Below are 14374 nucleotides of genomic sequence, written 5' to 3'. Positions count from 1 at the left end.
TGACGTAATTCGGGTTTATGATGCCGGACGGCAGAATAATTGAAGTCCCCCCAGGGATGACCTCGACCCCTTACGGAGCGTGCAATGCAGACTTTGTACCCGCAGATCAAACCCTACGCCCGGCACGATCTGGCCGTCGATAAAACCCACACGCTGTATGTCGACGAAAGCGGTTCACCGGAAGGATTGCCGGTGGTGTTCATCCACGGCGGCCCCGGCGCCGGATGCGATGCACAGAGCCGCCGGTACTTCGATCCGAACCTGTATCGCATTGTCACCTTCGACCAGCGCGGCTGCGGTCGCTCCACGCCCCACGCCAGTCTTGAAAACAACACCACCTGGGATCTGGTCGCCGACCTCGAGCGCATCCGCAAGCACCTGAACATCGAAAAATGGGTGCTGTTCGGCGGCTCCTGGGGTTCGACCCTGGCGCTGGCCTACGCGCAAACCCACCCGGAACGCGTGCATGGCCTGATCCTGCGCGGGATCTTTCTCTGCCGCCCGCAGGAAATCGAGTGGTTCTATCAGGCTGGCGCCAGTCGTCTGTTTCCCGACTACTGGCAGGATTACATCGCGCCGATCCCGCTGGACGAGCGCGGCGACTTGCTCACGGCTTTCCACAAGCGCCTGACCGGCAACGATCAGATTGCCCAGATGCACGCGGCCAAGGCCTGGTCCACCTGGGAAGGCCGGACCGCGACCCTGCGTCCGAACCCACTGGTGGTCGATCGCTTCTCCGAGCCGCAACGGGCGCTGTCGATCGCCCGCATCGAATGCCATTACTTCACCAACAACGCTTTCCTTGAGCCAAACCAGTTGATCCGCGACATGGGCAAGATCGCTCACCTGCCGGGTGTGATCGTGCATGGCCGTTACGACGTGATCTGCCCGTTGGATAACGCCTGGGAACTGCATCAAGCCTGGCCGAACAGCGAGTTGCAGGTGATCCGCGACGCCGGCCACGCCGCGTCCGAACCGGGTATCACCGATGCCCTGGTGCGTGCCGCCGGTCAGATGGCCCGGCGCTTGCTTGATCTGCCGCCCGAAGAAGCATGAAGGGCCTGCTGCAGCGGGTGCGTGGCGCACGAGTCGAGGTAGCGGGGGAGGTGGTTGGCGCTGTGGACCAGGGTTTGCTGGTACTGGTGGCGGTCGAGCCCGAAGACACCTGGGCCAGCGCCGACAAACTTCTGCATAAGCTGCTTAACTATCGTGTATTCAGTGACGCGCAGGGCAAGATGAATTTGTCCCTGGCGGAAGTCGGCGGTGGGTTGCTGCTGGTCTCGCAATTCACCCTGGCGGCCGATACCAAGAGCGGGTTGCGCCCCAGTTTTTCCACGGCGGCGCCTCCGGCCCTGGGTGAAGAACTATTCGACTATCTATTAGGGAAAGCGAAAGAGGTGCATGGCACTGTGGCATCAGGTAGATTCGGCGCGGATATGCAGGTGCACTTGGTCAATGACGGCCCGGTAACCTTCCTGTTACAGACCTGAATGCCCCTGAAACCTGCTTTTAAGGGCATTTCGACTGAAAACAGGGGTTTTTCGCGATAAATACTTTGTTACCCCTGATGCGTTGTAACGCGCCCTACTAGATAATCGCGCGCTACGGGGATCAGCGTTCGTTGGCCCATTTTGACTTAGGTAGAGACTTGCCCGGAACCTGTTGGGGAATCATTTAGCCCCATAGGAGTCGGAACAATGCTCGCCAACCTGGCATATAGATAGCTGGCCGTTGGTTTTTTGATCTGTTTTCGGCGAGGGTTGCTCGTGATTGTTAGTCCCTGTAATGCACCAAAATTGTCTGCCCAACGGTTCCGAAGCGCTCTGGTAGCGGGCTCTGCACTGCTGTGCCTGCTCAGCGCCGGCCAGCTTTGGGCATTCAACCTGGATGATGTGTCGGTCAAGGCGAAAGAGCTGGCCGGGCAGAAATACGAAGCCCCGCGCAGTAACCTGCCGAACGAATTCCGCGAGATGAAATTCGCGGACTATCAGAAAATTCGTTTCCGCACCGAAAAAGCCGAGTGGGCCGATCAGAAAACCCCGTTCAAGCTTTCGTTCTATCACCAGGGCATGCACTTCGACACCCCGGTGAAAATCAACGAAATCACGGCCAACACCGTCCAGGAGATCAAATACGACCCAAGTCGTTTCGATTTCGGCGATGTGAAGGTTGATCCTAAAGCCACCGAACAACTGGGTTATGCCGGTTTCCGTGTGCTGTACCCGATCAACAAGGCCGACAAGCAAGACGAAATCATGACCATGCTCGGCGCGAGTTACTTCCGCGTTGTCGGCAAGGGTCACACCTATGGCTTGTCCGCTCGCGGCATGGCCATCGATACCGCATTGCCGTCCGGCGAAGAATTCCCGCGTTTCACCGAGTTCTGGATTCAACAGCCGAAGCCGGGTGACAAGCATCTGGTGATCTTCGCCCTGCTGGATTCGCCGCGTGCCACCGGTGCTTATCGCCTGACCCTGCGTCCGGGCAGCGACACCGTAGTCGACGTCAAGGCCAAGATGTTCCTGCGTGACAAGGTCACCAAGCTTGGCGTTGCGCCGCTGACCAGCATGTTCCTGTTCGGCGCCAACCAGCCTTCCAAAGTGCTGAACTATCGTCGCGAACTGCATGACTCCAGCGGTCTGTCGATCCATGCCGGCAACGGCGAGTGGATCTGGCGCCCATTGAACAACCCGAAACACTTGGCGGTGAGCAACTTCGCCATCGAGAACCCGCGCGGCTTCGGCTTGCTGCAACGTGGCCGTGACTTCAGCCACTACGAAGACCTCGACGACCGCTACGACAAGCGCCCAAGCGCCTGGATCGAGCCAAAAGGTGATTGGGGCAAGGGTTCTGTAGACCTGGTGGAAATTCCGACCGCCGACGAAACCAACGACAACATCGTTGCGTTCTGGAGCCCGGAAAAACTGCCTGAGCCTGGTCAACCGCTGGACGTTGCCTATCGCATGCACTGGACCATCGACGAAGCCTCGATTCACGCCCCGGACAGCGCCTGGGTCAAACAGACCCTGCGTTCCACCGGCGACGTCAAACAGTCGAACCTGATCCGTCAGCCGGATGGCACCGTTGCCTATTTGGTGGACTTCGAAGGCCCGTCCCTTGCAGCATTGCCGGAAACCGCCGATGTGCGTAGCCAGGTCAGCGTTGGCGACAATGCCGAACTGGTCGAGAACACCGTGCGCTACAACCCTGACACCAAGGGCTGGCGCCTGACGCTGCGCATGAAGATCAAGGATGCCGGCAAGGCCACCGAGATGCGTGCGGCACTGGTCGAGAAGATCCAGCCTGAAGACCTGGCCAAGTCGTTGGTGCCTTCATCCAGTTCCTCTGTTGCCAAGGCCGACAAGGTCGCCGCCAAGCAACAGGAGAAAGCGGACAAGGAAGCCAAGGACGCCAAGCAAGTGGACGCCAAACAGGCCGACGCCAAGCCTGTTGCCGATACCAAGGACAAGGACAACAAAGACGCCAAGCAGCCAGCCGCTGCCGACGCGGCCCCAGCCACACCGGAATCGACAGAGACTGAAGAAGTCCTGACCGAGACCTGGAGCTATCAGTTGCCTGCCGATGAGTAATTCTCAAGTACGGCCAGAGACTCTGTCGGAGTATCTGGCGCATTTACCGATGACCGACGAGCAGCGCGCGGAACTCGCGGGCTGCCAGTCCTTCAGTGAACTGCATCAGCGCCTGTCGTCCTCCACGTTCGACGCGCCGACCGAGGCCGCCCAGGCTTCGGTGGGCAAGCGCCTGCTGCTCAACAGTGCCGAAGAACTGGAAGAAGCGGAAATGCTGGCGGTTGACGCCAGTGGTCGTGTGGTACTCAAAGCGACCCCGCCGATCCGCCGCACCAAAGTCGTGCCGGAGCCATGGCGTACCAATATTCTGGTACGTGGCTGGCGCCGGCTTACCGGCCGTACCAATCCGCCGGCCCCGCCGAAGGATGAACGTGTGCTGCCGGCGGCTCGCTGGCGCACCGTCGGTTCGATCCGCCGCTACATCCTGCTGGTGCTGATGCTCGGCCAGACCATCGTTGCTGGCTGGTACATGAAAGGCATCATGCCGTACCAGGGCTGGTCGTTCGTCGACCTCAACGAGGTGCTGCATCAACCGCTGCTGCAAACCGCCACGCAAGTGCTGCCGTACGCGCTGCAAACCAGCATCCTGATCCTGTTCGGGATTCTGTTCTGCTGGGTGTCGGCCGGTTTCTGGACCGCGCTGATGGGCTTCCTCGAGTTGCTCACCGGTCACGATAAATACCGTATCTCCGGCAAAAGCGCCGGCAACGAGCCGATTGCCAAGGACGCACGCACCGCACTGGTGATGCCGATCTGCAACGAAGACGTGCCGCGTGTATTCGCCGGTCTGCGGGCGACCTTCGAGTCGGTAGCGGCCACCGGTGACCTGGATCGTTTCGACTTCTTCGTCCTCAGCGACAGTAACGAAACCGATATCTGCGTCGCCGAGCAACAGGCCTGGCTCGACGTCTGCCGCGAAGCCAAGGGCTTCGGCAAGATCTTCTATCGCCGTCGTCGCCGTCGCGTTAAGCGCAAGAGCGGCAACCTCGACGACTTCTGCCGTCGTTGGGGCGGTGACTACAAGTACATGGTCGTGCTCGACGCGGACTCCGTGATGAGCGGCGAATGCCTGACCAGTCTGGTGCGCTTGATGGAAGCCACGCCGGACGCCGGGATCATCCAGACCGCGCCACGTGCGTCGGGCATGGACACCCTTTATGCGCGTATGCAGCAGTTTGCTACCCGGGTGTACGGTCCGCTGTTCACCGCCGGCCTGCATTTCTGGCAGTTGGGTGAATCCCACTACTGGGGCCACAACGCGATCATCCGCATGAAGCCGTTTATCGAGCACTGCGCCCTGGCGCCGTTGCCGGGTAAAGGGGCCTTCGCCGGTGCGATCCTGTCCCACGACTTCGTCGAAGCTGCGCTGATGCGCCGTGCCGGCTGGGGCGTGTGGATTGCCTACGACTTGCCGGGCAGCTACGAAGAACTGCCGCCGAACCTGCTGGACGAACTCAAGCGTGACCGTCGCTGGTGCCACGGTAACCTGATGAACTTCCGCCTGTTCCTGGTCAAAGGCATGCACCCGGTGCACCGTGCGGTGTTCCTCACCGGCGTGATGTCTTACCTGTCGGCGCCGTTGTGGTTCTTCTTCCTCGTGTTGTCCACGGCGTTGCTGGCGGTGAACACGTTGATGGAGCCGCAGTACTTCATGGAGCCGCGACAGCTGTATCCGCTGTGGCCGCAATGGCATCCGGACAAGGCCGTCGCGTTGTTCTCGACGACCATCGTGCTGCTGTTCCTGCCGAAATTGCTGAGCATCATCCTGATCTGGGCCAAGGGCGCAAAAGAGTTCGGTGGCAAGTTCAAGGTGACGTTCTCGATGCTGCTGGAGATGTTGTTCTCCATGCTGTTGGCGCCGGTGCGGATGATTTTCCACACCCGTTTCGTCCTCGCCGCGTTCCTCGGCTGGGCCGCGACCTGGAACTCGCCGCAACGTGACGACGACTCCACGCCATGGAGCGAAGCGGTCAAGCGTCACGGCCCGCAAACCTTGCTGGGCTTCTTCTGGGCCCTGCTGGTGATCTGGCTGAACCCAAGCTTCCTATGGTGGTTGGTGCCGATCGTCGGTTCGCTGATGCTGTCGATCCCGGTGTCGGTGATTTCCAGCCGTGTCGGCCTGGGCCTCAAGTCCCGCGACGAGAGCCTGTTCCTGATCCCTGAGGAATACAATCCGCCACAAGCGCTGCTGGCGACCGACCAGTACACCCACGAAAACCGTTATCACCAGTTGAAAGACGGCTTCATCCGCGCCGTGGTCGATCCACAGCAGAACGCCCTGGCGTGCTCGCTGGCGACGTCCCGTCACGGTCAGGCCGAGCCGATCGAGTGGTTGCGCGTCGAGCGGGTTCGTCATGCGTTGAAGGTCGGGCCTGCCGGGCTGAACAACCATGAACGCCTGCAACTGTTGAGCGATCCGGTGGCATTGGGTCGCCTGCACGAGGCGGTCTGGAACGAAGGCCACGCCGAGTGGCTGGATGCGTGGCGGAAATCGGTGAAAGCCGATCCCCATGCGCCGCTGCTGCCGCTCAAGCCATTGAGCGCACAGCCTCAGTTGGCATAACGAAAAGCCCCCGCTTCCTTCAGAAGCGGGGGAAGCCTTAAAAGATCGCAGCCTTCGGCAGCTCCTACGGACGTACACCGCGTAGGAGCTGCCGAAGGCTGCGATCTTTTGCTTTTGCGGCCCCGCAAGAACCAACAAATCCAGCGTAAACCCTTGTGCAAACAACCCAGTACGTTAGGATCCGTCCCCGAATTGGTGCGCCCGGACAGCTTTCTGTTCGTATCTGCCGGTTTTCCAAGGAAAACCCGCCGATTGCGCGCCTCACAACGCAATGGTTTGGGGACTTGATGATGAAGAAGTATCTGTCGATGCTGCTGGTCGGCGTCACGGCATTGGTTGCAGTCAACGCGGCGCAGGCCGGGGCCATCGATGACGCGGTCAAGCGCGGCACGCTGAAAGTCGGCATGGACCCGACCTACATGCCGTTCGAAATGACCAACAAGCGCGGCGAGATCATCGGTTTCGAAGTCGACATCCTCAAGGCCATGTCCAAGGCCATGGGCGTGAAGCTGGAGCTGGTGTCCACCGGCTATGACGGCATCATCCCGGCGTTGATGACTGACAAGTTCGACATGATCGGCAGCGGCATGACCCTGACCCAGGAACGCAACCTGCGCCTGAACTTCAGCGAACCGTTCATCGTCGTCGGCCAGACCCTGCTGATCCGCAAGGAGCTGGAAGGCACCATCAAGTCCTACAAAGACCTGAACACCGACGAGTACCGCATCACCTCCAAGCTCGGCACCACCGGCGAGATGGTTGCCAAGAAGCTGATCTCCAAAGCCAAGTACCACGGCTATGACAACGAGCAGGAAGCCGTGCTCGACGTGGTCAACGGCAAGGCCGACGCCTTCATCTATGACGCCCCGTACAACGTGGTCGCGGTGAACAAGGTCGGCGCCGGCAAACTGGTGTTCCTCGACAAGCCGTTCACCTACGAACCCCTGGCCTTCGGCCTGAAGAAAGGCGACTACGACAGCCTCAACTTCATCAACAACTTCCTGCACCAGATCCACGAAGACGGCACCTACGATCGCATTCATGACAAGTGGTTCAAAGACACCGCTTGGCAGAAGGACATGGAATAAGGGCCCGGTCAGCTAGACCGCGTCGCCCTCATTCGCGAGCAAGCCCGCTCCCACAATGGGAATGCGTACTCCTGTGGGAGCGGGCTTGCTCGCGAAGACGGCCTCCCTGGCGACACAAAATCCGGAATCTTCAAAGCAAATGAAACATAAAAAATCCCAACTGCCCTGGCACGTCCTGACCGTGCTCGTGCTCATCGGTCTGGCCGGCGCGTTGTATTACGCCACCTCGCTGATGTCCTACGAATGGCGCTGGAACCGCGTGCCGCAGTACTTCGCCTACCACGCCGAAGAATCCCAGCGCGCCGCCGACATTTCCACGGTCAGCGAACTGGTGCGCCAGGGCGACAAGGCCGAAGTCACCCTGCGCAATGACGCTGGCGATGAGCAGCACCTGAGCGTCGACGAAAACAGCCTGCAAGTCGCCCAGGGCGATGACGTGGCAGAGGGCGACGTGATCGGCGTCACCCGGCATTGGGCCGCCGGTCCACTGCTGTGGGGCCTGTGGACCACGTTGTGGCTGTCCGTGGTGTCTGGCGTGCTCGGGCTGTTGATCGGCCTCGCTACGGGCCTGTGCCGTCTCTCCAACAACCCGACCCTGCGTGACCTCTCGACCATTTATGTCGAACTGGTGCGCGGTACGCCGCTGTTGGTACAGATCTTCATTTTCTATTTCTTCATCGGCACGGTGATGAACCTGTCCCGGGAGTTCGCCGGGATCGCCGCGCTGTCGCTGTTCACTGGCGCCTACGTGGCGGAAATAATCCGCTCCGGCGTCCAGTCCATCGCCCGTGGCCAGAACGAGGCCGCGCGTTCCCTGGGCTTGAGCGCCGGCCAGTCGATGCGTCATGTGGTGCTGCCGCAAGCATTGAAACGCGTGTTGCCGCCACTGGCCGGGCAGTTCATCAGCCTGGTGAAAGACACGTCGCTGGTGTCGGTGATTGCCATAACCGAGCTGCTGAAAAGCGGTCGCGAAGTTATCACCACCTCGTTCTCGCCGTTCGAAATCCTGTTCTGCGTGGCCGGGCTGTACCTGTTGATCAACCTGCCGCTGTCGAAAATCGCCAGCCGGCTTGAGCGGAGGCTCGCGCAAAGTGATTGAAGTCCGCGATCTGGTAAAAGTCTTCGACACCCGTGGCCAGGTGGTGCGCGCGGTGGATAACGTGTCCACGACCGTGGCCAGGGGCGAAGTGCTGGTGGTGATCGGGCCGTCCGGCTCCGGCAAATCGACCTTCCTGCGCTGCCTCAATGGCCTGGAAGAGTTTGATTCGGGCTCGGTGAGCATCGACGGTTTGCAACTGGCCGACCCGAAAACCGACGTGAATGCCTATCGTCGGGAAGTCGGCATGGTGTTCCAGCACTTCAACCTGTTCCCGCACATGACCGTGCTGGAAAACCTCTGCCTGGCGCAAAAAGTCGTGCGCAAACGCGGCAAAAAGGAGCGTGAGGCCAAGGCCCTGGCGTTGCTGGAAAAGGTCGGTATCGCGCAGAAGGCCAATGAGTTTCCGTCACGCCTGTCCGGCGGTCAGCAACAGCGTGTGGCGATTGCCCGGGCGCTGGCCATGGAACCGAAGGTCATGTTGTTCGACGAGCCGACCTCGGCGCTGGACCCGGAAATGGTCGGCGAAGTGCTGGACGTGATGAAAACCCTGGCCGTGGAAGGCATGACCATGGTTTGCGTGACCCACGAAATGGGTTTTGCCCGGGAAGTGGCGGATCGGGTGTTGTTCTTCGATCACGGCAAATTGCTGGAAGATGCCTCGCCGGCCGAGTTCTTCGATGCGCCGAAGGATCCTCGGGCGCAGGCGTTTTTGCGGCAGGTTCTTTAGTCGCGTTGTCTGTCAGATCGCTTTCGCGGGCAAGCCCGCTCCCACAGTGGATCTCGGTTAAGCACAAAAAATGTGTTCACCGAAAATCTAATGTGGGAGCGGGCTTGCTCGCGAATGGCATCACCTCGGTCCAAAGCCAGCCGAGGCCTCTGAATCGCCTTAAACCTTGAACCGCCCAACCAACATCTGCAAATGCGTCCCCAACCGCGCCAGCTCAACGCTGGACGCCGCAGTCTCTTCACTCGCCGCCGAGGTCTGCTCGGACACGTCGCGCACGTTCAGTACGCTGCGGTTGATCTCTTCGGCCACGGCGCTCTGTTGCTCGGCGGCCGCAGCAATCTGTTGGTTCATCGACTGGATCGCAGACACCGTGCGGGTGATGCTTTCCAGCGAGCCCCCGGCGCGGCGAGTCAGTTCGACGCTGCTGTCGGTCAGGCTGCGGCTGTTGTCCATGATGGTCGCGACTTGCTGGGTGCCGGTTTGCAGGCCAACGATCAGCTCTTCGATCTCTTCGGTGGACTTCTGGGTGCGCTGGGCCAGGCTGCGGACTTCATCGGCGACCACCGCAAAACCGCGTCCGGCTTCACCGGCACGGGCGGCTTCGATGGCGGCGTTGAGCGCCAGCAGGTTGGTCTGTTGCGCCACGGACTTGATCACGTCGAGCACGCTGCCGATCTTGTCGCTTTCGCGTTTCAGATCGCTCATGGCGACGGTGGAGTTGCCGACTTCGATGGCCAGGCGTTCGATCTGGGCGATGGCTTCGCCGACAACCTTGTCGCCTTCGCGGGCCTGCTGATCGGCGGCGAGCGCCGCTTCAGACGCTTCCTCGGCGTTGCGCGCGACTTCCTGCACGGTGGCGGTCATTTCGTGCATGGCGGTGGCCACCTGATCGGTTTCCACTTTCTGGCTGTTGACCCCGGCGCTGGTTTGCTCGGTCACGGCGGACAGCTCTTCGGCGGCGCTGGCGATCTGCGTGACGCCATCGCTGATGCCGCCGATCAACTCGCGCAGACCCAGGGTCATGCTCTGCATGGCACGCTGGAGCTGGCCGAGTTCGTCTTGGCGTTCGGAGATCAGGTTGTGGGTCAGGTCGCCAGCGGCCACGCGCTCGGCGACTTTCAGGGTCTGGCTCAATGGAATGACGATCTGGCGGGTGATCGCCCAAGCGGCGAGCAAGCCGAAGGCCAGGGCGAGGACGGTGGCCATCAGCAGCAGGTTCTTGGCGTGGGCGGCATCGGTGTCACGCACGACGGTTTGCGAAATGGTCAGTTTCTTGCTGAGTTCGCGCAGATTGTCGCCTTGGTCAGCCATACGCTTGAGGGCGGCAGCGCTGGCGACCTGAGAGTCGCGGTACTGGCTGACAGCGGCGCGGTAGGCCTTCAGCGAATCGGAGGCCTGTTGCAGGTTGGCGCTGAACTGTTCCGGCAGTTTGGCCGGCAGGCTTTCGAGGTTTTTCAGGGCGTTATCGATGGCGTCCAGCGCAGGCTGTTCGGCCTCGGTCTTGGCGCTGTAGGTGTAGCCGCGGACCTGGAAGCGCGCTTGCTGGATCAGCTTGCTCAGGTCGATCACGCTATTGAACTGGGCGACGCTGTCACCTTGCAGCAGTGCCTTCTCAACCTCAGACACCTTGGCCACGGCGTTGTCGGCGGTGGCGCCGAGTTTGCTGCGGGCATCTTCGCGGTTGGCACCGGCCTGGATCATGGCGGTGAAGGCTTGCCGGTACTGGCTGACGCCGGCCAGTTGCTGGTCGATCATCGCGACGTCGGCGGGTTGCTCGATCATCTTGCGTGCGGTTTGCAGGCCGGCTTCGATCTGATCCAAATAGCCGTTGACCGCGCTCGGGCCTTGTTCGCCACGGCGCATTTCGTAGTCCAGGCGCGCCACGCGTAAATCCTTGGCCAGCTCATTGATGCTGGCAATGAACCCGAGCTTGTCGCCACGGCTCATCACACCCGTCAGCCCGGTCCAGCCGGTGAACGTGATCAACAAGGTCAGGAGCAGGACGAGACCGAAGCCGACACCCAGTTTGCGATTAACGCTTACGTTTCCCAGTTTCTCGGCTAGCCAACGGTACATGCTGCTACTCCCCTCGGACCACAATTTGGTTTTATGGGAGCTGTATCGGCGCGCGAGCGGGAATCTGTAGCGCAGCAACGCGAATTACCGGGCGCGACACGCACCTGTAGGAGCTGCCGAAGGCTGCGATCTTTTGACCTTGGCTGCGGTGAGCGCGACGAAGATCAAGATCAAAAGATCGCAGCCTTCGGCAGCTCCTACAGAGGGAGATGTGTTGAGTTAGAAGAGGCGTGCCAGCAGGGCGGTGACGGCGGTTTCGACGCGCAGGATGCGATCGCCCAGTTGCACCGGATTCAGCCCGGATTTGCCCAGCAATTCGATTTCATAAGGAATCCAGCCACCTTCGGGGCCGATCGCCAGCGTTACCGGTTCGTCCAGGCCGCGAGGGCAGGGCGGGTAATTTCCGGGGTGGCCGACCAGACCGAGGGTGCCCTCGGTGATTCCGGGCAGCCGGTCTTCGACGAACGGCTTGAAGCGCTTCTCGATGACGACTTCCGGCAGCACGCTGTCCCGGGCCTGTTCCAGACCCAGGATCAACTGCTCGCGAATCGCCTCGGGTTCCAGGAATGGGGTCTGCCAGAAGCTCTTCTCGACGCGATAGCTGTTCACCAGCACGATCCGTGGCACACCCATGGCCGCCACGGTCTGAAACACCCTACGGAGCATTTTCGGGCGTGGCAGAGCCAATACCAGGGTCAATGGCAGCTTGGTCGGTGGCGGTTGATCGAGAACGACGCGCAATTCAGCTTCGTCGGCGTCCAGGCGCAGCACTTCGGCCGAACCCATCAGCCCGCCGATCCGCCCGACGCGCATGCTGTCGCCCACTTCACAGCGGTGGACTTCCTGCATGTGGGTCAAGCGCCGATCACGCAGGATCACCCGGTCGACCGCAATGAAATCGGCTTCTTCGAGGAGCAGCAGGTTCACGGCTGGGTCGCTGGCGGCTGGTCGTTGTGATCGTCAACCGGTTGGTCATCCCGGTGCTCGCCGCGCTTGCTGACGAGGCTGCCGAACAGGATGCCGATTTCAAACAGCATCCACATCGGTACGGCCAACAGCGTCTGGGAGAAGATGTCCGGCGGGGTCAGGATCATGCCGACCACGAAGCAGCCGATGACCACGTACGGGCGGATTTTCTTCAGGTATTTGACGTCGACAACGCCAATCCATACCAGCAGCACCACGGCCACCGGGATCTCGAACGCCACGCCGAAGGCGAAGAACAGGGTCATGACGAAATCGAGGTAGCTGGTGATGTCGGTCATCATTTCCACGCCGGCCGGGGTGGCGGCGGCGAAGAATTTGAAGATCAGCGGGAACACCAGGTAGTAGGCGAAGGCCATGCCGGTATAGAACAGCAGGATGCTGGAGACCAGCAACGGCACGGCAACGCGTTTCTCGTGTTTATACAGACCCGGTGCGATGAAACCCCAGATCTGATGCAGGATCACCGGGATCGCCAGGAACAGCGAAACCATCATCGTCAGTTTCAACGGCGTCAGGAACGGCGATGAGACGTCGGTGGCGATCATCGTTGCGCCGACAGGCAGGTACGCCCGCAGCGGTGTCGAGACGAAGGTATAGATCTGCTGGGTGAACGCGAACAACCCGGCGAAGATGATGAAAATCGCCGCTACACAACGCAGCAGGCGAGTACGCAACTCGGTGAGGTGCGAAACCAGCGGCATGTGCTGGTCGTTTTCAGGAAGTTCGCTCATGGGGCTCGCGGCGGCAGTGTTGGGTCATGAGGAGCGGGAGCGATGGGCGCCGCCGCAGGAGCTACAGGTTCTACGGGTGTCGGCGCGGGGACAACTGGCGCAGGCTCGACGCCGCCCATGGTAGGCACCGGTTCAGTGCCCGGCGCATGAATCGTCGGCTCGACCACCGGTTCAACCGGCTGCACCGGCGTCGCTTCCTGCTGGGTCGGCGTGAAAATCTTCCGCGCCTCCTGTTCCAGCGACAGAATGTGCTCGTTGTGCAGTTGCCGACGAATCTCGTCGGCACCGATTTCACGTTCAACTTCCTGTTTGATCGCGTTGAAGCTGCGCTTCAGCCGCCCGATCCACAGACCGGCGGTGCGCGCAGCGCCCGGCAAACGCTCGGGGCCCAGCACCAGCAGGGCAACGAGGCCGACGAGCAGCAGTTCAGAGAAGCTGATACCAAACATTAGTCTGTGCTCACACGTCTTTGCGGATCGGCTCTTCGACTTTCTGTGCCTGCACGTCGATGGTGTGCGGCTGGTTCAGTGGCGAGGTCGTGGTTGGTTGAGCAGGTGGCACCGGTTGCGCCGGGGTCACGGTTGGGTCAACCGGCTTCTCTTCGTCGTTCATGGCTTTGCGAAAGCCCTTGATCGACTCGCCAACGTCAGTGCCGAGGTTTTTCAGTTTCTTGGTGCCGAACACCAGCACCACGACAACCAGGATGACGATCCAGTGTTTCCAGTCAAAAATGCCCATGTTGCTGCTCCTCTCAAATAGTTATTCAGGCGGACGGACGCGAGGCTTTCTCGGCGTGTCCGGACAGACCGAAGCGACGGTCCAGTTCATCGAGCACAGCCTGTGGATGCTGCCCCAGTTGGGCGAGCATGACCATGCTGTGGAACCACAAATCGGCGGTCTCGTAGATCACGTCGCTGCAGTCACCGCTGATGGCGGCGTCCTTGGCGGCGATGATGGTTTCGACCGACTCTTCGCCGACTTTTTCCAGAATCTTGTTCAAACCCTTGTGGTACAGGCTGGCGACATACGAGCTGTCGGCGGCGGCGCCTTTGCGCTCTTCCAAAACCTGCGCCAGACGCGTGAGAGTGTCACTCATGTGTGTGTCCTGCGGAATAGATGGCATGCGGATCTTTCAGCACCGGGTCGACGGTTTTCCAGTCGCCGTTTTCGAAGACGCGGTAGAAGCAGCTCTGGCGGCCGGTATGGCAGGCGATGTCGCCAATCTGCTCGACCATCAGGATGATCACGTCGGCGTCACAGTCCAGGCGCATCTCATGCAGGGTCTGCACATGGCCGGACTCTTCACCCTTGCGCCACAACTTGCCACGGGAACGTGACCAGTAAATGGCGCGGTTCTCGGCAGCGCTCAGTTCCAGCGCTTCGCGGTTCATCCAGGCCATCATCAGGACGCGCCCGGTCTTGTGATCCTGGGCAATCGCCGGCACCAGTCCGTCAGCGTCCCACTTGATCTCGTCCAGCCAGTTTTTCATCTTCGACTCCGACAGCGGCCCGA

Annotated in this window: 14 protein-coding genes and 1 pseudogene; 7 read left to right on the top strand and 8 right to left on the bottom strand. The window is 60.8% G+C overall.

Annotation, left to right across the window (positions count from 1 at the left end; genetic code table 11):
- The first annotated feature begins 84 nt into the window (after positions 1 to 84).
- The 7 genes from pip to BK665_RS01745 all read left to right on the top strand — a co-directional run bounded on the left by pip (position 85) and on the right by BK665_RS01745 (position 9067).
- Entirely contained in the window at positions 85 to 1056 is a 972-nt protein-coding gene (gene pip / locus BK665_RS01775) for a prolyl aminopeptidase (protein ID WP_123402571.1), read from the top strand.
- Entirely contained in the window at positions 1053 to 1490 is a 438-nt protein-coding gene (gene dtd / locus BK665_RS01770; RefSeq protein WP_123402570.1) for a D-aminoacyl-tRNA deacylase, read from the top strand. Before pip ends, dtd begins: the two co-directional genes overlap by 4 nt.
- A 276-nt stretch (positions 1491 to 1766) precedes the next feature.
- Positions 1767 to 3590 (top strand): glucan biosynthesis protein G, encoded by a 1824-nt coding sequence (locus BK665_RS01765; protein ID WP_123402569.1) that lies wholly within the window; start codon positions 1767 to 1769, stop codon positions 3588 to 3590.
- Positions 3583 to 6153, top strand: a complete 2571-nt coding sequence (mdoH, locus tag BK665_RS01760; protein WP_123402568.1) for a glucans biosynthesis glucosyltransferase MdoH — start codon at positions 3583 to 3585, stop codon at positions 6151 to 6153. Before BK665_RS01765 ends, mdoH begins: the two co-directional genes overlap by 8 nt.
- 290 nt (positions 6154 to 6443) lie before the next feature.
- Positions 6444 to 7241: a transporter substrate-binding domain-containing protein gene (locus BK665_RS01755; RefSeq protein ID WP_123402763.1), complete on the top strand. Its 798-nt coding sequence runs from the start codon at positions 6444 to 6446 to the stop codon at positions 7239 to 7241.
- Between the two features lie 139 nt (positions 7242 to 7380).
- Positions 7381 to 8340 carry an amino acid ABC transporter permease gene (locus tag BK665_RS01750; RefSeq protein WP_123402567.1) on the top strand — a complete coding sequence of 320 codons (960 nt, stop codon included), beginning with the start codon at positions 7381 to 7383 and terminating at the stop codon, positions 8338 to 8340.
- A complete protein-coding gene (locus tag BK665_RS01745; RefSeq protein WP_123402566.1) occupies positions 8333 to 9067 on the top strand; it encodes an amino acid ABC transporter ATP-binding protein in 735 nt (244 codons plus the stop codon). The genes BK665_RS01750 and BK665_RS01745 overlap by 8 nt, the downstream gene beginning before the upstream one ends.
- Before the next feature lie 159 nt (positions 9068 to 9226).
- Here the strand turns inward: BK665_RS01745 and BK665_RS35295 are convergent, their stop codons facing one another.
- From BK665_RS35295 to hisI, 8 genes and pseudogenes are all read right to left on the bottom strand, one after another.
- Positions 9227 to 9940 (bottom strand): methyl-accepting chemotaxis protein, encoded by a 714-nt coding sequence (locus tag BK665_RS35295; RefSeq protein WP_375538922.1) that lies wholly within the window; start codon positions 9938 to 9940, stop codon positions 9227 to 9229.
- A gap of 144 nt (positions 9941 to 10084) precedes the next feature.
- A pseudogene (locus BK665_RS35290) lies at positions 10085 to 11143 on the bottom strand (methyl-accepting chemotaxis protein); the annotation flags it as partial.
- A 219-nt stretch (positions 11144 to 11362) separates the two neighbouring features.
- Positions 11363 to 12070: a 16S rRNA (uracil(1498)-N(3))-methyltransferase gene (locus BK665_RS01735; protein WP_123402564.1), complete on the bottom strand. Its 708-nt coding sequence runs from the start codon at positions 12068 to 12070 to the stop codon at positions 11363 to 11365.
- Positions 12067 to 12861, bottom strand: coding sequence for a twin-arginine translocase subunit TatC (gene tatC / locus BK665_RS01730; RefSeq protein ID WP_123402563.1), 795 nt, complete (start codon positions 12859 to 12861; stop codon positions 12067 to 12069). Before tatC ends, BK665_RS01735 begins: the two co-directional genes overlap by 4 nt.
- Positions 12858 to 13310, bottom strand: coding sequence for a Sec-independent protein translocase protein TatB (tatB, locus tag BK665_RS01725; protein ID WP_123402562.1), 453 nt, complete (start codon positions 13308 to 13310; stop codon positions 12858 to 12860). The genes tatC and tatB overlap by 4 nt, the downstream gene beginning before the upstream one ends.
- A 10-nt stretch (positions 13311 to 13320) precedes the next feature.
- On the bottom strand, positions 13321 to 13599 hold the full coding sequence (locus tag BK665_RS01720) for a twin-arginine translocase TatA/TatE family subunit (RefSeq protein ID WP_123402561.1): 279 nt from the start codon (positions 13597 to 13599) through the stop codon (positions 13321 to 13323).
- A gap of 25 nt (positions 13600 to 13624) precedes the next feature.
- Positions 13625 to 13957 (bottom strand): phosphoribosyl-ATP diphosphatase, encoded by a 333-nt coding sequence (locus BK665_RS01715; protein ID WP_007899279.1) that lies wholly within the window; start codon positions 13955 to 13957, stop codon positions 13625 to 13627.
- Positions 13950 to 14351, bottom strand: a complete 402-nt coding sequence (gene hisI / locus BK665_RS01710; RefSeq protein WP_054054645.1) for a phosphoribosyl-AMP cyclohydrolase — start codon at positions 14349 to 14351, stop codon at positions 13950 to 13952. The genes BK665_RS01715 and hisI overlap by 8 nt, the downstream gene beginning before the upstream one ends.
- Positions 14352 to 14374: the final 23 nt, after the last annotated feature.

Origin of the sequence: Pseudomonas frederiksbergensis (assembly GCF_003732665.1) — a bacterium.
Classification (GTDB): domain Bacteria; phylum Pseudomonadota; class Gammaproteobacteria; order Pseudomonadales; family Pseudomonadaceae; genus Aquipseudomonas; species Aquipseudomonas frederiksbergensis_G.
Note: the sequence above shows the minus strand (reverse complement) of the source record. Positions and strands in the feature narration are given on the sequence as shown.

What these genes read in the sequence shown, in the direction of transcription:
- pip (WP_123402571.1), top strand. Translation starts at nt 85, where the DNA reads ATGCAGACTTTGTACCCGCAGATCAAACCCTACGCCCGGCACGATCTG.
- dtd (WP_123402570.1), top strand. Translation starts at nt 1,053, where the DNA reads ATGAAGGGCCTGCTGCAGCGGGTGCGTGGCGCACGAGTCGAGGTAGCG.
- mdoH (WP_123402568.1), top strand. Translation starts at nt 3,583, where the DNA reads ATGAGTAATTCTCAAGTACGGCCAGAGACTCTGTCGGAGTATCTGGCG.
- BK665_RS01755 (WP_123402763.1), top strand. Translation starts at nt 6,444, where the DNA reads ATGAAGAAGTATCTGTCGATGCTGCTGGTCGGCGTCACGGCATTGGTT.
- BK665_RS01750 (WP_123402567.1), top strand. Translation starts at nt 7,381, where the DNA reads ATGAAACATAAAAAATCCCAACTGCCCTGGCACGTCCTGACCGTGCTC.
- BK665_RS35295 (WP_375538922.1), bottom strand. Translation starts at nt 9,940, where the DNA reads ATGCACGAAATGACCGCCACCGTGCAGGAAGTCGCGCGCAACGCCGAG.
- tatC (WP_123402563.1), bottom strand. Translation starts at nt 12,861, where the DNA reads ATGAGCGAACTTCCTGAAAACGACCAGCACATGCCGCTGGTTTCGCAC.
- tatB (WP_123402562.1), bottom strand. Translation starts at nt 13,310, where the DNA reads ATGTTTGGTATCAGCTTCTCTGAACTGCTGCTCGTCGGCCTCGTTGCC.
- BK665_RS01720 (WP_123402561.1), bottom strand. Translation starts at nt 13,599, where the DNA reads ATGGGCATTTTTGACTGGAAACACTGGATCGTCATCCTGGTTGTCGTG.
- BK665_RS01715 (WP_007899279.1), bottom strand. Translation starts at nt 13,957, where the DNA reads ATGAGTGACACTCTCACGCGTCTGGCGCAGGTTTTGGAAGAGCGCAAA.
- hisI (WP_054054645.1), bottom strand. Translation starts at nt 14,351, where the DNA reads ATGAAAAACTGGCTGGACGAGATCAAGTGGGACGCTGACGGACTGGTG.